Origin of the sequence: Pseudomonas sp. NPDC087358, from assembly GCF_044900785.1 — a bacterium.
In the GTDB taxonomy this organism is placed as follows: domain Bacteria; phylum Pseudomonadota; class Gammaproteobacteria; order Pseudomonadales; family Pseudomonadaceae; genus Aquipseudomonas.
In genome coordinates, this window is sequence record NZ_JBJDOA010000003.1 from 273,433 (window position 1) to 295,750 (window position 22,318).

Below are 22,318 nucleotides of genomic sequence, written 5' to 3' on the forward strand. Positions count from 1 at the left end.
CTGGGTTATTTCGGGCTGACGAAACGGTTGTCGATCAGGTCGTTGTAGCTGACGTTGTACGGCTTGCCCTGCAACTCGCTGGCGGTCTCGTTGCCCAGCTTGATGACCGCTGCGGCGTCGCCGATGCTGCCGTTGCTGCCCAGCAGTTTTTCGCTCATGGCCTGATCGTAGAAGCGCACGCCCTTGGCCGCAGCCGCCAGTTCGGTCGGGTCGGCCAGATAGCCACCGACGCCCTTGGCCATGATCGCGTAGGCCTCTTTCGGGTGCTCCTTGGTGTACTGCACGGCCTTGTACAAGCCTGCGACCAGTGCCTTGACGTCAGCCGGTTGCTTTTCGATCACATCGCAGTTCAGGGCCACGGCATCGACGATCACCCCCGGTGTCGAGCTGCTGTCGACCAGCACCTTGCCTTGTTGCTTGTTGCGCACGGTGGTCAGGTGCGGCTCCCACGTCACGGCAGCCGGCACGCGCCCGGCGATGAAGGCGGTGGCGGCCTCGTCGGCGGTCATGTTCTGGATGGTCAGGTCGCTCATCTTCATGCCGGCGTTCTTGAGCAGATAGTTGAGCCAGAATTGCGAGACCGAACCTTCGTTGACCGCAACGGACTTGCCTTTGAGGTCCTGCAGGCTGTTGACATCCTTGCCCACCAGCACACCGTCGCCGCCGTAGCTTTCATCGAGCGCCGCAACTGCCCTGAAGCAGAATTGCGGGCGGTACTTGAGGATTTCATCGAGGGTTGAGGCCGAACCGGACAACTTGCCCGACGCCTGCGCTGCCATGTACATCGAGGCTTCTTCGATGGCGGTCAGTTCGACGGTCAGGCCCTGTTCCTTGAAATAGCCCAGGTCCCTGGCCAGGTACAGGGTGCCGTAACCCACCCAGGTGGTATGCCCGATAGACAGCGTGCCGGCCTGGGCGCCGCTGGCGAACAGGGTAGCGATTGCAGTCAGGGCCAGCGGACACACGCCGCGTGATACGAAAGACTTGATCATGGAACACTCCCGGATGGTGGTTTTTTAGTTCGAATATGTCTCGGGGCAGTGGGGCTAGACGCCAAAAACTCATACCGCTGGTGGCCTCTGACGGACCTTGTGCCTCTGTGGGGCGGGGTTGATGTTGGCCGATGTCGAGGCGCAGGAAAATGAGTAAATATGTGGTCGCTGATGAGGAAAAAACTGGGCTGGGAAATGGTGTTCGAAGCTGGGGCAGGCGCAATAAAAACGCCGCTTCCCGGTGCAGGGGTGCGGCGTTTTCGTGAGGCGTTATGGTCCGCTCTTGATTCTTCCCGAGGGCGTAGGAGTCCGCTGACGATCTGCCGGGTACCGGCAGCAACATCAGCCGACGCGATTTACCTGACACTGCGAGGTATCCGGTTTTTACTGCTGCTTCGCACCAGATCGACAGTAAGCTGGACGCCCACCCCTCTGGGCAGAAGCAGAATCAGGTCCCATGCTCTCCAGGCAGAAGCGGATTGAACTGCTTCAACTGGCTGTGGCGTGGTCCGGGATACTCCTCTCGACCTTTGGCGGATCACCACGCACAATCATCTCAGCTGCCTTCTCCCCGATCATGATGCATGGCGCATTGGTGTTGCCGCTGATCAAGGTCGGCATGATCGAAGCGTCGACCACGCGCAAGCCCTGCACGCCGTGCACTTTGAGGTCAGGGCCAACGACGCTCATTCGGTCGATGCCCATCTTGCAGGTGCCTACCGGGTGGAACACCGTGGCTGCGTACTCGCGCACGTAGGTCATCAGTTGCTCATCGGTCTGCACCGCCTTGCCCGGCAGCATCTCCTCGCCGCGAATGCTATCGAACTGCTGATCGGCGAGGATCCGACGCGCCAGTTTCAAGCCCTCGATCAGTACCTTGGCGTCCTCCGGATCCGAGAGAAAGTTGAAGTCGATCACCGCTTTGCCGTCCCGATCAAGCCGTATCTCGCCGATGCTCGCGGGGCGCAACACGCAGGTGTGCACTGCATAGCCGTGGCCCCACTCGAACAACCGGCCGCGATGGCTGCGATACCCCGGCACGAAATGAAACTGCACATCCGGCAATGCGCCCGCCAGCGGGGTGCGGGCAAAACCGCCGGCCTCGACGTAGTTGGTGGTCAGCCAGCCTTTTTTGCCGAACACATAGCGCAGCGGCGACAGCAGAATGCTCGGCAGCGAGCCCAGGGAAAACCCCAGGGTCAGGGGACTTTTCGAGCGCACCGTGATCAGCCCGTCGAGGTGGTCCTGCAGGTTCTTGCCGACCCCAGGCAGGTCGTGTTCAACCTTGATCCCGGCGTCTTTGAGCTCGTTCGCCGGGCCGATGCCAGACGCCATCAGCAGGGCAGGGCTGCCCAGTGAACCCGCCGACAGAATCACTTCGCGGCGCGCCGTGAGGGAGGTCTGCTGCCCCTGCGATATCACCCTCACACCCTTGGCCACGGCCTGTTCGAGGATCAGCGATTGCACTATGCAGTCGCTGATCACCGTAAGGTTGCAGCGCTCGATCACGGGTGCCACAAAGGCGCGGTAGCTGGACAGTCGCCTGGCGTCTTTCTGCGTCAGGTTGTAGATCCCACAGCCTTCGAGCTGCGCGCCGTTGAAGTCGTCGTTACGGCCGATACCGATCCGTTGCGCCGCCTTGACGAACAGCTGCGAGACCGGATTGGGATCACGCGCTGCTTCGACGTTCAGCTCGCCGCCGCTGCCATGCAGGCGCGGATCCTGGCCGAGGCGATTGTTTTCGGATTTCTTGAAATACGGCAGCACGCTGTTCCAGTCCCAGCCTGCACAACCGGCCTGGGCCCAGCGATCGTAGTCGCTGGCATGGCCACGAATGTAGATCATGCTGTTCATCGAACTTGAGCCGCCCAGCACCTTGCCCCGTGGCGTATGCAGACTTCGGCCATTGAGGTTGCTCTGCGGCGCGGAGAAGAAATTCCAGCTGTATTGCTTGCTCTTGTACAGGGTGATGGTCCCGGCCGGCGTCTGGATGCGCAGGTTGTTGTCGTGGCTGCCGGCTTCGATCAGGCACACGCTGACCGACGGGTCCGCGCTCAAGCGGTTGGCCAGCACGCAACCGGACGAACCGGCACCGACGATGATGTAGTCGTAATCGGTTTTCATGCGTTCCTCCCCACCGGGCTCAGCGAATGCTTGCGGCTGCGACGCCGGCTGGCCAGGTAGTAGATCGGCGAGATCACCACCAGGCCGACGATCCACGAAATGTCGGCACCGCCCATGGCCTTGGCGATCACTCCGGTATACAACTCGGTGGCCATGAACGGAATCTGCACCAGAATGCCTAGCACGTAGCAGCCCACGGCGGTCCAGTTGAAATAGCCGTAGATGCCACCGTCGCGGCGGAAAAACGAAGCCACGTCATAGCTGCCGTGGGCCACCAGGTAGTAATCCACCAGGTTGATCGCGGTCCACGGCACCAGCACATAGAGCAACAGCAGAATGAAGTTGGTGTAATTGGCCATGAAGTCGTCCTGACCCAGCAGTGCCAGGGTCAGAGAGATCGCGAACAGCAGCAGCGCGGTGATGGCGCGCGAGAGGGCACCAGCCGACCATTTCGGCACCAGGGTCTGACCGACTGTGATCGCCGAGAGCGTGCCGCAGTACAGGTTCATGGCATTGGTGGCAGCGATGCCGATAGAGAACACCGCGACCACCAGGGTGGCGATGCTGCCGGTCATTTCGATCAGCCCGGCAATGATGTCGCCTTCGACGCTCAGGCCGACCACCACCCCCAGCGCCATCGGCAGGATCGAACCCAGACAGCAGCCCCAGTAGCTCGACCAGAACGCCGCCTTGCCGCCGGTCTCGGCCGGCATGTAGCGCGAGTAGTCCGAGACATAGGGTGCATACGCCAGTTGCCAGAGCGCGGCAATCGACAGCGTGCCGAGAAAGCCCGCCAGGTTCATCTGGTTGCGCTGCATGAAGTCCGCCGGCAGCCCGTGCACGGCGATGATCCAGACGAAGCACAGCAGCAGGATGGCCCCGGACAGGTAGGACATCACCCGGGTGTAGGCGTGGATCAGACGATAACCGAACACCGTTGCCACGACGCTGATCAGCCCCACCAGAACGATGCCCTGATTGGTGCTGAACAGGGGGTAGCGGCTGTGCAGCGACTGCCCGCCGAGTACCAGATTGGAGGCGAAGAAGCCCAGGTACATGATCACCACCAGCGCGACCACCAGCAGCGAGCCGTAGGAGCCGAACTGGCCGCGGGTCTGGACCATCTGCGGCACGCCCAGCTGCGGCCCTTGCGCCGAATGCAGGGCCATGAAGATGCCGCCGATCAGGTTACCCAGGATCAGCGCGACCATGGCCGCCATGAATGGCAGCTTGAACACCGTCACCGCCAGCGCGCCGGTGACCACGGTCAGCAACATGATGTTGGAGCCGAACCAGATGGTGAACAGATCGCGCGCCCGGCCGTGGCGCTGATCGGCGGCAATCGGCTGGATGGTGCTCAGTTCAAGGGTTGCCGCTCTGGAGTCGTTGTTATTCATGGTCGGTTACTCAGGTTGCGCCCGGGCAAAAACGCCGGGGCATGAATGTTCTGCTGATGCGCGTCGCAAACTTCTGGAGCCGTCCGGCTTGCCGGCGGCAGCCTTTTCAAGGACGTCACCGCCGGCAAGCCGGACGGCTACAGGTTCGGGTTTTCGAGGGCACGCTCAAGTTCTGTGCCAACGCCTCAGCGCAACTGAAACCAGGTGGTCTTCAGCTGGGTGTATTTGTCGAAGGAGTGCAGCGACAGGTCGCGGCCGAAACCCGATTGCTTGCCGCCGCCAAACGGCACGCTGACGTCCAGCGCATCGACGGTGTTGACCGAGACGGTTCCGGCGTTCAAGCGGCTGGCCACGCGGTGGGCGCGGTTCAGATCGTCAGTCCACAGCGAGGCGGCCAGGCCATAGATGTGGTCGTTGGCCATCTGCACCGCCTGCTCCTCGGTGTCGAACGCGGTGATGGCCAGCACCGGCCCGAACACTTCCTCGCGGGACAGGCGCATGTCTGGCGTGACGTGGGTGAACAGGGTCGGCTGAATGAAATTGTTCGAGCCGTTGATGCTCACGCGATCACCACCTGCCACGAGGCGCGCTCCGGCGCTGCTGGCCTGGCCGATGCAGTCCATCACCCGCGCCGCCTGGCGGGCATCGACGATTGCCCCCATCTTGCTCGCCGGATCCAGTGGATCACCGGGTTGCCAGTGCCGGGCCTTGTCGATCAAACGCTCGACGAACTCATCGTGAATCGAGCGCTGCACCAGCAGCCGCGAGTTGGCCGAGCACACTTCGCCCTGATTGAAAAAGATCCCGAAAGCGGCTTTTTCCGCCGCCAGATCCAGGTCCTGGCAGTCGGCGAATACCAGATTCGGGCTTTTGCCGCCGCATTCCAGCCACACCTGCTTGAGGTTCGACTGCGCCGCGTAGTGCATGAAGCACTTGCCGACCTGAGTCGAGCCGGTGAACGCCAGCGCGTCCACATCCGGGTGCAGGCCCAAGGCACGTCCAGCCTGTTCGCCGAGGCCTGTGACCACGTTGAACACGCCTTCGGGCACGCCAGCCTCCAGCGCCAGTTCGGCCAGGCGCAGCGCTGAAAACGGCGATTGTTCGGCGGGCTTGAGGATCACGCTGTTGCCAGCGGCCAGGGCCGGGGCGAGCTTCCAGGCGGCCATGTCCAGCGGGAAGTTCCATGGCACCACCGCGGCGATGACGCCCAGCGGCACGCGGGTGATGGTCGCCAGCGTGCCGGGACCGGTGGGCGCGACCTGGTCATAGAGTTTGTCCAGGCTCTCGGCATACCAGGCGAACACCTGGGCGGCACCCGGGACATCAATGCTGTAGGCATCCATCACCGGCTTGCCCATGCTCAGGGAGTCGAGCAGGGCCAGCTCTTCGCGGTGGGCGAGGATCAGCTCGGACAGACGCAGCAAGATGGCTTTGCGTGCTCTGGGTTGCATGCGCGGCCACGGGCCGTTTTCGAAACTGTGGCGAGCGGCACGCACCGCCAGATCGATATCGACGTCCGAGCAGGCGCTGACATTGGCCAGCAGAGTATTGGTGGCCGGATTGATCACGGCGAAGGTTTCGCCGCTGCGGGCCGGATGGCGCTTGCCGTCAATGCAGGCTGTGTCGATCAAACGTTGGTCTTCAGCCAGGCGTTGCCAGCTTTTCAGGTCCGTCACTGCACACTCCTAGATAGCCGCCAAGGGGGCTATGTCCACGATCAGATGCGCCAATAGTGGGCCATGTGGAGAGGGCAGGAAATGAGTAAAAATGTCTTCGCTATCGATAAAAAAACTCGCCAATGACGCACCGTTCTGGTGCCGGCGTGCCTGCTTTCGGGCTCAGTTTTTTTAGCTTCAATGGGCAGGAATTTGCTTGTTTCTCAAGCGCTTTGAACATCGCAGAATAGCGCGCAAGATCCGAGTTCCGCTTTAGCGCTTTCGAGGTAGCAATGGCAGCCTACAACCTGCGACAACTGAAGTATTTCGTCACCACGGTCGAGTGCGGCAGTGTCGCCGAGGCCTCGCGCAAGCTCTACATCGCGCAGCCTTCGGTGTCGACTGCCATCAAGCACCTGGAAGAAAGTTTCGCCGTGCAGCTGTTCATCCGCCATCACGCCCAGGGGGTGTCGCTGACCCCCAGCGGGGCGCGGTTCTACCGCAAGGCCCAGGAGTTACTCCGGGTCGCTCACGAGTTCGAGCAGAACGCCCTGGCAGACAACGATGTGGTGTCCGGACAGATCGACATCGGTTGTTTCGAGACTGTCGCGCCGCTGTACCTGCCGCGTCTGATCGCCGGATTTCGCGACCGCTGGCCGGGAGTGGAAATCCGCATTCGTGACGGTGAACAACAGGAGCTGGTGCAGGCCCTGACCTCCGGCAGCATTGATCTGGCGATCCTCTATGAGCATGACCTGGACAGCACCATCGACACCGCACCCCTGATGGCGCCGCAGCAACCCTATGCGTTGCTGCCCGAAGGGCATCGTTTCGCCAATCAGGCGAAGGTCTCGCTCAACGATCTGGTGCTCGAACCCATGGTCCTGCTGGACGTGCAGCCGAGTCGGACCTACTTCGTGAGTATCTTCGAAGAGCGCGGCCTGACCCCGCACATCCAGTTCAGCTCACCGTCGATCGAGATGGTCAGGGGCATGGTCGGGCGCGGATTCGGTTTCTCGATCCTGGTCACCCGACCGGCCAGCGAGTACACCTACGACGGGCAGAAACTGGTGTGCGTGCCCCTGGCCGAACAGGTCACCGGCTCGGGCCTGTCCGCCGCCTGGCTGCGCCGCTCGCAACTGACCAAGCCGGCGCAGTTGTTTGTCGATCACTGCCGGGAGGAGTTGGCGCCGAAGTAGGTGCCAACCCGCCATCCCTGGTGTTTGCTCAGCTGAGCGCTGGCGTGGATTAGCTGTGGGAGATTCTATGGTTGACCGCAAATACATTCAGGCCGTTTTGCTGATGTCTTCTTCCTGATTTCTTCATCGGAGCGAATGCAACACCGGCGAGATTACGAGCCGGAATTACCCAACGCTTGATGGCTCCCACGCTCCATAGCGCCGCGTGCTTATGATTCTGGCCGCAGGCCGGGCTGCGCCCAGAATCCAGAGCCAGGCTCAGCGCAGGATTTCGATCATCCGCTGCAGCATTGCATCACAGCCATGCAGTTGCGCGATGCTGACGAACTCGTCGGGCTTGTGCCCTTGATCCATGCTCCCCGGTCCACACACTACGGTGGGGATACCGATGGCGTCGAACAATCCGCCCTCGGTACCGAAGGCCACGGTGGTGAACTCATCCGTACCGCAGAATTGCGCGATCAATTGCGCTGCCTGGCTGGTTGCATCGGTGGCAAGGCCCGGGTACGCCGATAACTGCGAGAAGCGGATGTCGCTGCCTGCATCCACTGCGCGCATCCTGGGCAGCAGGTGTTCTTGGGCGTAGCGCTGCAGTTGCTCGGCGACCAACCGGGGATCGTCCGCGGGCAGTGCGCGGACTTCGAAGTCGAAGCGGCAGTCGGCAGGCACGATGTTCAGCGCCTTGCCGCCACTGATCACGCCGGTCTGCACCGTGCTGAACGGCGGATCGAAGCGCCGGTCATGGCGCTCCGGCACGCGCAGGGTCGCGCCGATCCGCCCCAGTTCGCCGATCAGTTGGGCCGCATACTCGATGGCATTGACCCCCTGGGGTGCATAGGCTGAATGGCAGGCGGCGCCATGCACGTCGCAACGCATCGCCAGCTTGCCCTTGTGCCCGAGCACCGGCTTGAGTTCGGTGGGTTCGCCGATGATGCACAGCAGCGGCTTGATCGGGCGTTGTTCAAGCTCGGCAAGCAACGAACGCACCCCCAGGCAGCCAACCTCCTCGTCGTACGACAGGGCGATGTGCACCGGCATGCGCAGCGGCGCGGCCAGCAGCGCCGGCACCGCTGCCAGCACGCAGGCGATATAGCCTTTCATGTCGGCGGTACCACGGCCGAACAACTTGCGGTCCTTTTCGCACAGTTCGAACGGCGGCGTCGTCCACGCCTGGCCATCGACCGGCACCACGTCGGTGTGGCCGGACAGCACGATGCCGGGGCGGTCACTCGGGCCGAGGGTGGCGAACAGATTGGCCTTGCTGCGCTGCTCGTTGTAAATCAGCTCGCAGGGCACATCCAGGTGCGCCAGGTAGTCACGAACGAATTCGATCAACTGCAGATTCGATTCGCGGCTGGTGGTGTCGAACCCTACCAGCGCGGCCAACAGATCCCGGCTCTTGCTCATGTGTCGATCCTTGCGTCACTCATCGCCCGGCACACCGTAGCTGGGGGCCTTGGTCGGGTCGAGGGCGCGGGTGAGGTAGTCCTGCATCTGCGGGCGGTAGTCGGTCCACAGTTGCGCCAGCTTGCCGATAGGGTCTTCATCGGCCCAGTCCACGCGCAGGTCGACGATGGGCCAGATCAATTCCCCGACCACCACCAGGGCTGCAGAGTGCACCGGGCCTGCTTCACCACCGGCGGCCACGGCGGCCTGCATGGCAGCGATCAAGCGCTCGGCCAGTTGCCCGCCGCTGGTTTCGAAGGTGTGCACCAGGGTTTCGATGACCGCGCGGTCAGCGAGCATGTTGCCAGCGCCCACGCATTGCTCACCGGCCAGCGCATTGTGCGTGCCGAGGGTTTCACTGCCACTGAAATGCGCGGTCTGGCCGAGATGATCGATAGCCGTCAGTTGGCGAAACTGGCTGTAGCCATTGCTGGTCAGCGCCTTGTCCAGCGCCTGGGCCGGGGACAGACCCGTTTCCAGTTGATCAAGGACTTGCGGGCCCAAAGCGGGGAGGGTGATGTTCTGCGTGGCGACCGCACCCACCCCCGGACGCAGCCAGGGACAGCGCGAGCCCACGGCGATGCTTGAAGAGCTGATGGCGATGCCCAGCTGTCCTGTTTCGGCGCAACGGCCGACGATTGAAAACGTCATAGGTGTGGGTCCTGTTTCATCCTGACCTGCCATTGAAACTCGGCCCCGGGCTGTCTGCGGCGCAATGCCGGACAGCTCAGGATCGAGTCGGGTATGACTGCATTCTGTCCATGGTCTGCAGTTGGCGAAACGAGGTTTTTTGTGGAGCCTGATTAAGGAAAAACTTGCCAGAGCCGGCTTGCCCTCACAGCCGCCCGTACTCACGGGCGGTGCGGTCCACTGCGATGCGGGTCTTGTCCACCAGTTCGTCCAGTTCGGCGCGGGTGGCGACCAGTGCCGGGGCCATGATCATGCGGCCCAGGGTCGAGCGAATGATGAGGCCTTCCTCAAAACCGATGGTGCGGCAGCGCCAGGTGATGTCGTTCTCGTTGGCGAAGCGCTTGCGGGTGGCCTTGTCTTCGGCGAACTGCAATGCCGCGACCAGCCCGATGCCCTGTACTTCGCCTACCAGCGGATGGTTGTCGAAGACCTCTCGCAGGCAGTTCTGCAGATAAGGTCCGGTATCGGTCTTCACCTGAGTGACCACGCCTTCGTCGCGCAAGGCCTTGAGGTTGGCAATCGCAACGGCTGCGGCCACCGGGTGCCCGGAGTAGGTCAGGCCATGGGCGAACACGCCGCCTTTTTCCACCAGTGCCTCGGCCATGCGCCGCGACAGAATCAGGCCGCCCATGGGGATGTAGCCGCTGGTCAGGCCCTTGGCGATGGACAGCGTGTCAGGCTCGAAACCGAGTGCCTGATGGGCGAACCATTCTCCGGTGCGCCCGAACCCGCCGATCACTTCGTCAGCGCACAGCAGCACGTCGTATTGGCGGCAGATGCGCTGGATTTCCGGCCAGTAGGTCTTTGGTGGAATGATCATCCCGCCGGCACCCTGAAACGGTTCGGCGACAAAAGCGGCGACCTTGTCGGCGCCCAGTTCGAGGATCTTGTCTTCCAGTTGCCGAGCCGCGCGCAGGCCGAATGCTTCGGGGCTCAGATCGCCTTCATGGGCGAACCAGTAAGGCTCGTCGATGTGCGCCACATCCGGGATGGTGCCGCCCATTTCGTGCATGAATTTCATGCCGCCCAGCGCCGTCGCGGCCAGGGTCGAGCCGTGGTAGCCGTTCCAGCGGCCGATCATGATTTTCTTCTCGGGCTTGCCCATCACTTGCCAGAATTTGCGCACGGTGCGGATCAGCACCTCGTTGGCCTCGGAGCCGGAGTTGGTGTAAATCGCATGGCTGTAGTGCGCCGGCAACAGGCTGAACAGCAACTCCGACAGCTCGATCACCGCCGGGTGAGTGGTGTGGAAGAACATGTTGTAGTACGGCAGCTGTTCCAACTGCGCGCTGGCGGCAGCCGCCAGGTCCTTGCGCCCATAGCCCAGGTTGGTGCACCACAGCCCCGACATGCCATCCAGGTAGCGCTTGCCGTCGTTATCCCATAGCGCCAGACGGTCGCCCCGGACCATGACCCGCGGACCTTCCTCGTTGAGTGCCTTCTGATCGACAAACGCATGAATGTGATGCGCGGCATCAGCGGCCTGGTAGTCAACGGTTGAGCGGATAGGATCGCGTTCGAGGGTCATTGCATGTCTCCGGGTGGGTAGCGCCGGGTGCCTGTGGGCAACGTCGGCGGGCGGTGAGGGCAGGTGCCTGGGTGGAATAAGTTTTGTCACCTAAAAATATTTTTGTAAAGAAAATATTTGTCGATAAAAAGATATCGCCGTAACCTCTCAGCACTCTCCACCCCACCCAAGAGGCCCCATGACTGGACTCAGAGAGCGGCAGAAGGAGCATCGCCGTCAGGTGATTGCCGAGGCCGCGTTGACCCTGTTCAAAGCCAATGGCTTCGGCGTCACCACCCTTGAGCAGATCGCCAATCAGGCGGGCGTTTCAGCGCCCACGGTGGTCAACTATTTCGGCGGCAAGCAGGAGATCCTGCTGGCGCTGCTCAAAGCACCCGACGAACAGGCCATGCGCGAGGCCCGGGCGAATCTCGATGAAAATTCCGACCCGCTGGAGGCCCTGTGCGAACTCGAAGGCCTGATGACCCGCTACCAGCTGCGCGCCATGCCGGCGTCGCTGTGGCGTGAACTGGCGCCGTTCTTGTTCACCGCAGAGCCGTCCCAGGCCTTTCAGCCCTGGAATGCCGCGGTGGTCGAAGAGGCCAAGGCGCTGCTGGTGCATTTTCAGAAACTGGGCAAAGTGCGTGAATCGGTCGATATCGACGTTGCGGCCACGCTGTTCAACCAGTACGCGAACCTTGCGTTCATTCGTCTGGCGACCGAAGCGGTGCCCGACCGCCAGGCGCATGCGGCGCATATGCGCAGTGTGCTGGGGTTGATGTGTGGGGGGATGTTGACGTCAGTGACGTAGCGCTGGTCCGTCCTGGCGTCGTTTCGCTGCATCAGCCAGCCATTCAACGCTGCGGCGCCCGCGCCAGGCCCGCCTCTAAAACCGGGCTCACTCCTGCAATGCCGATCAGGGACTAGACTCAATCACTTCCCGTGCGGGAAACAGCTCGTCTTCATGACCGGTCACCTCAACCATTGACTGTACGTCTCCAGGGTTCTGTGGCCGGCCAGCCGGTGGCGGGCTATCCATCGGGTCACCGCCAACAGTTTTCAGGTCTTTGATGCCCGTGCCGACGATGGCCTTCTTGACAGGAGGGTGGGTAATGGACGAGGAGAAACTTAACCAGTTCATGGGCAAGCTGGTGTCCGACATGGGCGCCGCGGCGATGCTTGCCAACGTGATCCTCGGCGATGAGCTGGGGCTTTACAAAGCCATGGCTGACAGTCGGCCGGTCACCGCGCAAGCGCTCGCCAGCAGCACCGGCTGCAATGCGCGGCTGATCCGGGAGTGGCTCAGCGCTCACGTGGCATCGGGGTATATGGAGCATCACCAGGGTTTGTTCGTGCTGCCTGAAGAGCAGGCGCTGGCCCTGGCCATCGAGGATTCACCGGTCTACGTCGCAGGCGGCATGATGGTGGTGGCCTCGATGTTTCATGACAAGGACAAGCTGGTCGCAGCCATGCGCGGCGATGGCGGTCTGGCCTGGGGTGATCATCACCCTTGCATGTTCAGCGGGACCGAGCGCTTCTTTCGCCCTGGGTACAAAAGCTATCTGGTGGCGCAGTGGTTGCCAGCATTGCAAGGGGTGGTGGACAAGCTGGTAGCGGGGGCCAACGTGGCCGATGTCGGTTGTGGGCACGGCGCCGCGACCATCGTCATGGCCCAGGCATTCCCGGCCTCCCGGTTTGCAGGCTTTGACTATCACGCGCCGTCCATCGCCACTGCCATGGATCGCGCGCGGGAGGCCGGCGTCAGCGAACGTGTGCAGTTCGCGCAAGGCACCGCCAAGAATTACCCCGGCAAGGACTACGACCTGATCTGTTATTTCGACTGCCTGCACGACATGGGTGACCCGGTCGGCGCGGCGCAACATGCCTGGCAAACGCTACGCTCGGACGGCACGGTGTTGCTGGTGGAGCCATACGCCGACGACAGCCTGGATCAGAACATAACCCCGGTAGGGCGCTTGTTTTATGCGGCGTCGACGTTCATTTGCACGCCCAACTCGTTGTCCCAGGAAGTGGGCTTGGGGCTGGGCGCGCAGGCTGGCGAGGCGAGACTGCGCCAGGTGTTTATGGAGGCGGGGTTCAAACACTTTCGTCGCGCCGCACAAACCCCGTTCAACCTGATTCTGGAGGCGCGCAAGTAACGGCCAATGGGCAAGTGCAGGGCATAGGCTGCGGTCAGTGCCCTGCGGCCATGTCAGAGGTCGGTGAACGCGGTATTCCTTTCAATCGGCCGCTGCGGTTTGACGGAGCGGGCGCGTGGCCCTAGCTTTTTCCTGCTTTACGACGACAAAAATCATAATTTCGCTATCGGCCGTTCCTGCACAGAATGCGTCCACACCCGCCTTCGTGAAGGACACAGGTATGACAGCTGGAAACATAGAAATCGATACGCTCGTGGTAGGCGCAGGCCAGGCAGGCGTGGCCATGAGCGAGCATCTGAGCAAACTGGGCATCCCTCATCTGGTCCTGGAGCGCAGCCGCATCGCCGAGGCGTGGCGTAGCGGACGATGGGACTCGCTGGTCGCCAATGGTCCGGCCTGGCACGACCGGTTTCCAGGTCTTGCCTTCGACGACCTGAGCCCGGACGGTTTTGCTGGCAAAGAGCGGGTGGCCGATTATTTCGAGGCCTATGCGCGCAAGTTCAATGCCCCGGTGCGTACCGGCGTGGAAGTGCGCAAGGTCGAGCGCAATGTCGGGCGTCCGGGCTTTACGGTGCAAACCTCTGAAGGGGTGATCCACGCCAACCGCGTGGTCGCGGCCACTGGGCCGTTCCAGCGCCCGGTGATTCCGGCCATCGCGCCCAAGGATGAGCGCCTGACGCAGATCCACTCGGCGCAGTACCGCAATCCCCGGCAACTGCCTGAAGGCGCGGTGCTGGTGGTCGGGGCCGGGTCCTCCGGTACCCAGATCGCTGACGAACTGCAGCGCGCTGGCAGAGAGGTTTACCTGTCGGTCGGGCAGCACGATCGTCCGCCGCGGTCCTATCGCAACCGCGATTTCTGCTGGTGGCTGGGAGTGCTCGGCGAGTGGGATCAAGCCGCCATGAAGCCGGGTCGTGAACACGTGACCATTGCCGTCAGCGGCGCCCACGGCGGGCGTACCGTGGACTTTCGCGAGCTGGCGCAGCGCGGCATGAAGCTGGTGGGCGTGACCGGATCGTTCAACGACGGTGTGGTGAATTTTCAGCCGGACCTGGCGGATAACCTTGCTCGCGGTGACGAAAATTACCTCGCGGTGCTCGACGCGGCGGATGCCTACATCGAACGCAACGGTCTGGATCTGCCACCCGAGCCCGAAGCGCGGCGGGTGTTCCCCGACGCCGAATGCATCAGCCAGCCGATTGTGCAACTGGATCTGGCCGAGGCGGGGGTCACCACAATCGTCTGGGCCACCGGTTTTGCCAGCGATTACAGCTGGATGCAGGTCGATGCGTTCGACGCCAAGGGCAAGCCTGCGCACCAGCGCGGCGTGTCGACTGAGTCCGGTATCTACTTTCTGGGCCTGCCCTGGCAATCGCGGCGCGGCTCTTCGTTTATCTGGGGCGTCTGGCACGATGCCAAATACGTCGCCGACCACATCGCCATTCAGCGCAGCTATCTGGACTACCGCGATGCAGCGGATCGCCAGGCAGAGCAGGGCGTGTCGCCGGTCGCGACGGCGTTGGGCCAGTCTGCCGTCAGCGCGTGATATTCCATTCCGCGCTGACCCTACCTGGCGGCGCGGCCAGTGATTGATTTTCCAGGAGCCTGACATGGCGCAGCCAACCCACACCCGCATTCGCATGTTCAACACCAAAGAGACGTATCCGAATCAGTCGCTGGATAACGACTTGTGCCAGGCCGTGCGGGCCGGCAACACGGTCTATGTTCGCGGCCAGATCGGCACCGACTTCGACGGCAATCTGGTCGGCCTGGGCGACCCCCGTGCCCAGGCCGAACAGGCCATGAAAAACGTCAAGCAACTGCTCGAAGAAGCAGGTTCTGACCTGTCGCACATCGTCAAGACCACCACCTACATCATCGACCCACGCTACCGTGAGCCGGTCTACCAGGAGGTCGGCAAGTGGCTCAAGGGCGTGTTCCCGATCTCCACCGGGCTGGTGATTTCAGGCCTGGGCCAGCCGCAGTGGCTGATGGAGATCGATGTGATTGCGGTGGTGCCGGATGATTGGCAGGCGGGGCGGGCGTAATCAGGCGGGCGTTGATGCAGATACCGCGAGTGCCTGCATTCTGCTTTGCCGGGTCGGCGCAAGGCTGATCAGGTTCCAGCCATCTGTCATGTCCGCGGCTCGATCCATTTGTTGACGGTCGGTGCCTGCCACTGTTCAAGGGTATCGAGCAGGCGACAGGGGTCGGCGTCGAAGATCAGCATGTCGCTGTGCTCGGCTTTCATGAAGCCTTCGCTGACCGCGTGGTCGAGCAAGCTGCGCACTGGCGTGAAAAAACCGCCGATGTTCAGGCAAGCGACCGCTTTGCTGTGCTCACCCAGTTGCGTCAGGGTTGCGGCCTCGAACAGTTCTTCGAAGGTTCCAAGGCCTCCTGGCAAGGCAATGAACGCATCGGCGCAGTCACTCATGCGCCCCTTGCGGCTGCGCATGTCGACCGTCACTTCATGTCGAGTCAGTCGCGCATGCATATGCCCCATGTCGAACAGCCGCTGGGTAATGATGCCGACCACCTCACCACCCTCGGCCAGCACGGTGTCGGCCATCACGCCCATCAAGCCTTTGTCGCTACCGCCGTATACCAGGCGCAGACCGCGCTGGGCGATTTCCCTGGCCAATGCCTGGGCGCCTTCGACATACGCCGGATTGAAACCAAAGTTGGAACCGGAAAAAACCGCGATGCTTTGAAGGGCCATGGAGTTTCCTGACGGGTTGTTCGAGGGGAGCGGATCATGGGCCAGATCAATCCGGCGCTACAGGTCCAAGAAGGATCATCGTGACCGGGCCATGGCCGCGATGGTCGCTGTCACATCAACGCCAGGATACGTTGCCCCAGCTGCCTGGCAACGTCCGGGGACTGGATATTGGCGAACCCCAGCAGCAGCCCCGAATCGCCCTTGCGCTCGATGCTCCAGTCACTCAGCGCCTCGGCATGGATGCCCGCGCCAAGCAAGCGTGCGACCAGCGCGGTGTCAGACTGCTCCTGCGGCAGACGCAATATCAGGTGCATACCGCCCGGCTGCGAGTCGATGCATACACGCTCTCCCAACGCTTCCTTCAACCCTTTGACGGTATCCTCCCGGCGCTCGCCGTAGAGTTTGCGCATGCGCTGGATATGCCGCGCAAAGTGACCCTCGGTCAGGAAAGTGGCGACGATGGCCTGGGTCAGTTCCGGGCAGCCGCCGAGAAACATCTGGCCAATCTTCTCGAAACGCTCGACTTGCGCCGGTGGCACCACCAGATAACCGATGCGGATGCCCGGAAACAGCACCTTGCTGAATGTCCCGGCGTACAGCACACGACCCTGGCGATCCAGACTCTTGAGCGCTGGCAGCGGGCGGCTGATGTAGCGGTACTCGCCGTCGTAATCGTCTTCGATGATCCAGCTGTTCTGCTGCGCCGCCCAGTCCAGCAGGGCCAGGCGCCGCGGCAGCGAGAGTGACACGCTGAGCGGGCTTTGATGGGCCGGTGTCACGACAGCAGCGCGCGCGCCCAGCGGATCGTCCAGCGCGTGCGCGACGAGCAGGCCGTCGCTGTCAACTGGTACAGAAACCGCATGCATACCCAGATGGCCGAGTAACTGGCGGGTCGGCAGGTAGCCGGGGTCTTCGATAAATACCCGATCGCCTGGGGCGAGCAAGGCATGAGCGATCAATGTCAGGGTGTTGCGATAGCCGGTGGTCACGAACACCTGGGTGGGCGCGCAGTTGATGCCCCGGGCCACTTGCAGGTAAGTGGCGATTGCCGTGCGCAATGAGCCCAGGCCGTGTACCGATGGTTGCGCCATGTCCTGCATACGCATGGTGCGCACGCAGCGCGCGCCGATCTGCGCCCAGATTTTCCTCGGGAAGGCGTCAAGCGCTGGAAGCGCCATCTGAAAAGGCAGCACGGGCGACTTGTCCCTGATCGAGCAGTTGTCGCCCGCGTGTCTTGTACCTTCGAGCTCGGTGGCGCCCGGGCCAGGTCTAATGCCGTTGCTGATCACCGTGCCCGCCTGGCCGCGCGGCTGAAAGTAGCCCTCAGCGGTCAGCAGCGAATACGCGCTGTCGACCGTGCCCCTGGCGAGTCCCAGCTCTTTGGCCAGCGCCCTGGCTGCGGGGACGCGATCACCGGGTGCCAACGCCCCAGCATTGATCGCATCGCGAAATCGCCAGTAAATCTGCCGGTAGATTGGTTCAGAGGAGCCAGGATCAAGGGGTGAAAAACGCTGGGCGGGTGGGCTCATGGTTCTCTCATGTGCGTGATCAGGCCAGTCGCCAGGAAGCGAAATGCCGGGTCAGCGCCTCGGTTGCAAGGGTTCGGGCTTGAGCAAGCGTATCAGGTCCCATCGCGGTGCCTTCGACGGTGAAAAACGTCAGGTCGCGCAGGCCGATCATGTTCAAGACGGCTGTCAGGTACGGGGTCAGAAAATCCGGCTGACGTGCGCGTTCGCCGGAAAATCTGCCCCCCGAGGAGATCGCGATAAAGACTGGGCGATCGGCCAACAGCGCGCTTTTGCCCTGAGCTGCGATGTTGAATGTACGGCGCACACGCGCGACATGATCGATCCACGCCTTGAGCACCGAGGGTAGGCTGAAGTTGTGCATTGGGGTACCGATGACCAGGACGTCGGCTCGCTCCAGTTCACCGATGAGTTCTTCGCTGAGCGCTGCCGATCCGCTGCCGGACACGTCGGCGGTGGATTGCTGGGAGGTGGCATAGTTGCCATCGACGTGGGGCAGGCTGGCACCGCCAATGGCCCGTGTAACCACCCGCCCAGTGGGCTGGTCTTCGAGTAGCCGCTCTATGATGCAGCTGGCCAGTCGGGTGCTCTCGGAGACCTGCCCGCGGGAGCTGCAACTCACATGCAGAATATTCATATTTGACTCGCTCGACAGTGGCTTCGGGGGATTTGAAGCCCACTGTACGGGGCGTATGACCCACCCTGAAGAGCCAAGAACACGCCTGTGGACTGGACCATGATGTGCCACAACGTGGGCGGCTCGTCTTGCTCATGGACCAGATAACAAGCCGGGTCTTGGACCTTCTGCGCTGGACCAAGATCGCTGAGGATGGGTTCTCAAATTACCCCCTTCGAGGATTCGTCATGAGCAATCGCATCAACTACTCCGCCATTTCGCCTGACACGTACAAGGCGTTTGGCGGCGTTTATGTCTCGCTGCAACAGTGTGGGTTGCCCAAGCAACTGGTCGACCTGGTGTATCTGCGGGTATCGCAGATCAATGGCTGCGCGTTCTGTATCGACATGCATTCACGGGATCTGCTCAAGGGAGGCGTTGGTGTGGAGAAGTTGCTCCTGGTGCCGGTCTGGCACGACGCCGGCCAGCTGTTCAGCCCGCGTGAGCGCAGCGCCTTATCGTGGGCCGAGACTGTCACCCGTGTTGCCGAAACCGGCGTGGCGGACGCTGATTACCAGGCTGCACTTGCCGAATTCGGCGACAAGGGGCTCGCGGACCTGACTTATGCCATCGGCTTGATGAATGCCTTTAACCGTTTCGGCGTGGCGTTCCGCTCAGCGCCGGCCGCCTGCAAGGCCTGACTCTGGGGCATTGGCGCCGGATACGCTGGCCGTGTCGGGCGCCTGAGCACTTCTATCCGCAATCGCTCGCTCGGCTGCATGCCTGGCGAGCCACTGCAGGTCTGAAAACATGGCATGGTTACTACTGAGTCTGGCCGGGGTGCTGGAAATTGCGTTTGCGCTGGGGATGAAGGCCTCTGAGGGTTTCACACGCTTGACCCCGGCGCTGTTCACCGTCGCTACCGGCTTGTCGAGCGTCGTACTGCTTTCGCTTGCGCTGCGCACCCTGCCGGTAGGAACAGGTTATGCGGTCTGGACCGGCATCGGCGCGGCCGGCACTGCCATTCTGGGCATGGCCTTGTTGGGCGACAGCACAGCGCCGATGAGGATCGTCTGCATTCTATTGATCCTGGCAGGGGTCGTGGGTCTGAAGCTGGTTTCTGCAAGCTGAGGAAGTGAGATTGCCCCAGGGCTATCGCCACCAACTGACCCTCCCATTCGCCAGCAAGGCGCCTGAGGCCTGCGGCGAGAATCCTGATCTTCATACCGCCCGCATCTCGTAGCAGTCCGGCTTGCCGGCGGCGGCGATTTTGAGCGCGCTGCCGCCGGCAAGCCGGACTGCTACAGGGGTCTGGAATTGGATGCTGAAGCGAGCGCGGTTCTGCTTCTGGCCGCAGGGCGTGCCAGTCCAGCTTGCTGGGGACCACGATCAGGCGGTCCGCGGAGCTCCGGGCCGCCCTATCGTTATCACGCGGTCGTCCGAGAGATACACCATTTTCAAAGCGCGGGTCCGACGTTCATCGGCCAATATGCCGGCCATCACTGCGACTACGAGTTGTCCCTTGAAAATTGCAGTTCTTCCTTTGTAAGTGACAAGGTTGTAGGCACCGTAATAGCGGCCATCGCTGACTATGCCTTCAAGATTGCCGACTTCTCTCAGAGAACTTATTCGTTTGGATTCGCGGCTCAGCTTACGCATCGCAAAAAACCACATGCTTGATCCGCGCCCGCAATGGGCTCGCTTTCATTAAAACTTTGGAAAGTGAATTAATTTTTCATTCAGTTCGGTATGTCATAAAAAATATGACCGTCCGCTCCTTTGTTGTACCACTTGATGTGCGGCGTACCTCCGAAGCCGCCCTCGGGGCCGTCGGCGGCAGCCGGGGATATGCTGTCTTAGATTTTCAGTCAATAGCTAGAACCTTCCAGGTTTTCCTGTAAATAAAATATATGATCGTAGGTGCGAAATATACCCGTCGTTTTTGTCGATAGCTAACTTGTCAAGGCTGGGTAATGTAATGTTCTCGGATGCTCTCGTTTTTTATAAGTGCAAGGTGCTACAACTTTTTTGCTTTCCAGACTCGCGTTGCCGCAGTGAAAGAGACTCCGGTAAAGAGGCCGCTCAGCGACACTACCTTGTCCCACTCGTAAACCTTATTCGAGGTGAATATCTGCGTGCTGTCCTGGTTTGCGATTTCTATAAAATAGAGGCCTTTGTTGTAGTCTTTGATCCCGCCTATGCGGTCCTCATACCGCGCAGGACGAAATGATATTACGCAGTCATCCATTAGATAGCATTTTTTCTCGTAAATTGACGCATCGTGGGACCAAGGATTTCTCGTTGCGAGTTCTCGAGAGTTTACTACTTTATGAACCACGGTATACCACTGCGATGGGGCGTCGATATCACGAGATTTTTCATCGTCTGAGTCGGAAATGAGAACTATTTTTTCCATTTTCAGTAATCCAAATGTAAATTGTCGAATATGCCTTTTTCATTGTTCCATGCATTAACATGAGGGCCTGCGCCAAACTCCGGATGTCCTAATTCATCATCACGCCATCCGGAAGATTTGTCCTGATTTCTAACGCCGTTTTTTGCCTTTGATTTTTGCCAGCTACGAGGTCCTCCTCTGAAATCAGGCTTCCTTGGGGTGGCGGGACTTGAGCTCAGGTTGCCAGCAATCTCTGAAGTAGCCTGTCTCGCTGCACGACGATTGGGCAATTTGTATCGATTCTCGCCAGCCACGACACCGCCATTTCTTTTGATGATCGATTCCGCGTGCGCTTGGGCTGTGGCATCTCTGAAGCAGGGCTGCCATCCAAGCGGATCCACCCACCCAACCGGATTCACCGCGTACTGATATAAATTCAGCCCGCCCGCCAACCCGATCGGATCCGGTGTAGTAAACCGTCCTACATCCGGGTCGTAGAACCTAAAGGTGTAGTAGTGCAGTCCGGTCTCGCGATCAAGGTATTGGCCTTGAAATCTGAGGTTTTGTTCTTCGATGAAATGCGGTTTGCGGTGCTCCTCGAGGGTGTTGCCTCACACCTGGTAGCGTGCCTGCCAGACCGGTTGGCCGTCGGGGTCGGTGAGTTGTTCAGGCAGGCCGTTGAGGTCGTTGTGGTAGTAGCGGATGTGTTGAAAGTCGCCGCTGCCATCGACGCGGTCGTGGCTTCCGCTTGGCGCCAGGGCCGCGGTAGTTAGTTGGTATCATTAAAAAGTGTGTTTTTTCTGTGCAGCTATCTGTCATGAAAAATACGTACTGCACCTTTGAAATCCTAGACTTTCGAACTCAGCGGTGAATGCCCAATTTTCATTTGAAGAGGTTAAGCGTATGAGTTCATCTCTTTTTTCCAGAGTAATGGGTGCGTACGAGATATCTCGCCAGTTTTCTATGGAGAGTTTGGTGATGTTGCTGCCGATTAATGTTATCACGATAACATCGTAGTCTATTCCGTGTTTTCCCCACTTTGTTATTTCCTTCGAGGGTTTTTGCATTGTATGAAGATTCAGGCTGAATCTTCCGTCAACGTCGAGCCCGGCTTGGCCTATGAGCATTTTATCCGTGAGTCCTTCGGCAAATAGCTGATTTAAAAAGGTTTTGTTATCGATGATGTCAATTGGGTTCATTTTTCATAGAAGTCATAATGGTCGTGATTATTGAGGCGCAACCGGCCCCGGATTTTCTTATATGAGTGTTTTACCAAGGTTTAAGGTCGGACCTTGATTTGGTTTGGTGGTATTGGATTTTGTTTTGGTCCGCAAAATCCCTAATTTTTTTGCTTGTTTTTTTATCGAAAAAAATCAAGGTTTGTCCAGTGTCGGTGATGTAAGAGTGGCTAATAAAAAACGAGTAATTTTTTGTCAGAAGTTGTGTGATCAGCGATAGCTGGATTTCTTCATATTTTGAAACGCTCCATAGTTCTGATTCGCTGCGGGCGATTGTAACGTATTCTGATGGTTTGTATCTTTTTCTGAGTTTTTGATCTGCGCGTTTTTTTCTTTAAAGTTCTATGGTTTTCTCTAATTTCTTTAAGTTCGGTTGATCGTTAAAAAAATAAACTCCGTTGATTCTTGGGATTGGTGTGTCAATTAAAGTTTGTTGATCAGGATGCCAATATAGCGAGTGTCCGAATATCTTGCTCAGGAGCTCTATAGCTTTGGGTGTGTCGAATCCGTAAGGGCCATACCCGAACTCACTGACGTCGTATTGGTAGCAAATGCAGTACGTCTTAATTAGCTCAAATGGAGTCTTGAAAGCGTCTTCATATACCGATTCGAATTCTATAATTTGTTCCATAGTTAATCCTGCAGAATAGTAGAT

The 22,318-nt window shown here is 60.2% G+C and carries 20 protein-coding genes and 1 pseudogene; 7 read left to right on the forward strand and 14 right to left on the reverse strand.

Features of this window, described 5'->3' with window-relative positions:
* Window positions 1-5 precede the first annotated feature (5 nt).
* The 4 genes from ACI2KS_RS08030 to ACI2KS_RS08045 form a co-directional block, all read right to left on the reverse strand.
* The gene (locus ACI2KS_RS08030) at window positions 6-992 is read right to left on the reverse strand and encodes an ABC transporter substrate-binding protein (RefSeq protein WP_404618888.1); all 987 of its coding nucleotides are present in this window, start codon (window positions 990-992) and stop codon (window positions 6-8) included.
* Between the two features lie 489 nt (window positions 993-1,481).
* Window positions 1,482-3,116 (reverse strand): GMC family oxidoreductase, encoded by a 1,635-nt coding sequence (locus ACI2KS_RS08035; RefSeq protein ID WP_404618890.1) that lies wholly within the window; start codon window positions 3,114-3,116, stop codon window positions 1,482-1,484.
* Window positions 3,113-4,513: a purine-cytosine permease family protein gene (locus tag ACI2KS_RS08040; protein WP_404618892.1), complete on the reverse strand. Its 1,401-nt coding sequence runs from the start codon at window positions 4,511-4,513 to the stop codon at window positions 3,113-3,115. The genes ACI2KS_RS08035 and ACI2KS_RS08040 overlap by 4 nt, the downstream gene beginning before the upstream one ends.
* Window positions 4,514-4,698: 185 nt before the next feature.
* Entirely contained in the window at window positions 4,699-6,189 is a 1,491-nt protein-coding gene (locus ACI2KS_RS08045; RefSeq protein ID WP_404618894.1) for an aldehyde dehydrogenase, read from the reverse strand.
* 272 nt (window positions 6,190-6,461) lie between these two features.
* On the opposite strand from ACI2KS_RS08045, the gene ACI2KS_RS08050 reads away from it, so the two are divergent.
* Window positions 6,462-7,367 (forward strand): LysR family transcriptional regulator, encoded by a 906-nt coding sequence (locus ACI2KS_RS08050; protein ID WP_404618896.1) that lies wholly within the window; start codon window positions 6,462-6,464, stop codon window positions 7,365-7,367.
* Between the two features lie 258 nt (window positions 7,368-7,625).
* Here the strand turns inward: ACI2KS_RS08050 and argE are convergent, their stop codons facing one another.
* The 3 genes from argE to ACI2KS_RS08065 form a co-directional block, all read right to left on the reverse strand.
* Window positions 7,626-8,774, reverse strand: coding sequence for an acetylornithine deacetylase (gene argE, locus ACI2KS_RS08055; RefSeq protein WP_404618898.1), 1,149 nt, complete (start codon window positions 8,772-8,774; stop codon window positions 7,626-7,628).
* Between the two features lie 15 nt (window positions 8,775-8,789).
* On the reverse strand, window positions 8,790-9,464 hold the full coding sequence (locus ACI2KS_RS08060; protein ID WP_404618900.1) for a DUF1028 domain-containing protein: 675 nt from the start codon (window positions 9,462-9,464) through the stop codon (window positions 8,790-8,792).
* Between the two features lie 184 nt (window positions 9,465-9,648).
* Window positions 9,649-11,031 (reverse strand): aspartate aminotransferase family protein, encoded by a 1,383-nt coding sequence (locus ACI2KS_RS08065; protein ID WP_404618902.1) that lies wholly within the window; start codon window positions 11,029-11,031, stop codon window positions 9,649-9,651.
* A gap of 178 nt (window positions 11,032-11,209) precedes the next feature.
* On the opposite strand from ACI2KS_RS08065, the gene ACI2KS_RS08070 reads away from it, so the two are divergent.
* The 4 genes from ACI2KS_RS08070 (at window position 11,210) to ACI2KS_RS08085 (ending at window position 15,217) form a co-directional block, all read left to right on the forward strand.
* A complete protein-coding gene (locus tag ACI2KS_RS08070; RefSeq protein WP_404618904.1) occupies window positions 11,210-11,821 on the forward strand; it encodes a TetR/AcrR family transcriptional regulator in 612 nt (203 codons plus the stop codon).
* A gap of 301 nt (window positions 11,822-12,122) precedes the next feature.
* Window positions 12,123-13,169: a class I SAM-dependent methyltransferase gene (locus tag ACI2KS_RS08075; protein ID WP_404618906.1), complete on the forward strand. Its 1,047-nt coding sequence runs from the start codon at window positions 12,123-12,125 to the stop codon at window positions 13,167-13,169.
* A 220-nt stretch (window positions 13,170-13,389) separates the two neighbouring features.
* On the forward strand, window positions 13,390-14,715 hold the full coding sequence (locus ACI2KS_RS08080) for a flavin-containing monooxygenase (RefSeq protein WP_404618908.1): 1,326 nt from the start codon (window positions 13,390-13,392) through the stop codon (window positions 14,713-14,715).
* A gap of 64 nt (window positions 14,716-14,779) precedes the next feature.
* Entirely contained in the window at window positions 14,780-15,217 is a 438-nt protein-coding gene (locus ACI2KS_RS08085; protein ID WP_404618910.1) for a RidA family protein, read from the forward strand.
* Window positions 15,218-15,303: 86 nt separating this feature from the next.
* On the opposite strand, the gene ACI2KS_RS08090 is transcribed toward ACI2KS_RS08085, so the two are convergent.
* From ACI2KS_RS08090 to ACI2KS_RS08100, 3 genes are all read right to left on the reverse strand, one after another.
* Window positions 15,304-15,888, reverse strand: coding sequence for a TIGR00730 family Rossman fold protein (locus tag ACI2KS_RS08090; protein ID WP_404618912.1), 585 nt, complete (start codon window positions 15,886-15,888; stop codon window positions 15,304-15,306).
* A gap of 110 nt (window positions 15,889-15,998) precedes the next feature.
* Window positions 15,999-17,417 (reverse strand): PLP-dependent aminotransferase family protein, encoded by a 1,419-nt coding sequence (locus ACI2KS_RS08095; RefSeq protein WP_404618914.1) that lies wholly within the window; start codon window positions 17,415-17,417, stop codon window positions 15,999-16,001.
* 19 nt (window positions 17,418-17,436) lie between these two features.
* A complete protein-coding gene (locus ACI2KS_RS08100; protein WP_404618916.1) occupies window positions 17,437-18,051 on the reverse strand; it encodes an FMN-dependent NADH-azoreductase in 615 nt (204 codons plus the stop codon).
* A gap of 227 nt (window positions 18,052-18,278) precedes the next feature.
* Here ACI2KS_RS08100 and ACI2KS_RS08105 point away from each other — a divergent pair, with 227 nt between their 5' ends.
* Window positions 18,279-18,731, forward strand: coding sequence for a carboxymuconolactone decarboxylase family protein (locus tag ACI2KS_RS08105; RefSeq protein WP_404618918.1), 453 nt, complete (start codon window positions 18,279-18,281; stop codon window positions 18,729-18,731).
* 109 nt (window positions 18,732-18,840) lie between these two features.
* On the forward strand, window positions 18,841-19,161 hold the full coding sequence (locus tag ACI2KS_RS08110; protein ID WP_404618921.1) for a DMT family transporter: 321 nt from the start codon (window positions 18,841-18,843) through the stop codon (window positions 19,159-19,161).
* Window positions 19,162-20,047: 886 nt separating this feature from the next.
* Here the strand turns inward: ACI2KS_RS08110 and ACI2KS_RS08115 are convergent.
* The 4 genes and pseudogenes from ACI2KS_RS08115 to ACI2KS_RS08130 form a co-directional block, all read right to left on the reverse strand.
* Entirely contained in the window at window positions 20,048-20,446 is a 399-nt protein-coding gene (locus ACI2KS_RS08115) for a hypothetical protein (protein ID WP_404618923.1), read from the reverse strand.
* A gap of 2 nt (window positions 20,447-20,448) precedes the next feature.
* Complete coding sequence (locus ACI2KS_RS08120; protein ID WP_404619510.1) at window positions 20,449-20,739, reverse strand: hypothetical protein; 291 nt, start codon at window positions 20,737-20,739, stop codon at window positions 20,449-20,451.
* 60 nt (window positions 20,740-20,799) lie between these two features.
* Window positions 20,800-21,159, reverse strand: a pseudogene (locus ACI2KS_RS08125) (RHS repeat-associated core domain-containing protein); the annotation flags it as partial.
* 81 nt (window positions 21,160-21,240) lie between these two features.
* A complete protein-coding gene (locus tag ACI2KS_RS08130; protein WP_404618925.1) occupies window positions 21,241-21,624 on the reverse strand; it encodes a hypothetical protein in 384 nt (127 codons plus the stop codon).
* Window positions 21,625-22,318: the final 694 nt, after the last annotated feature.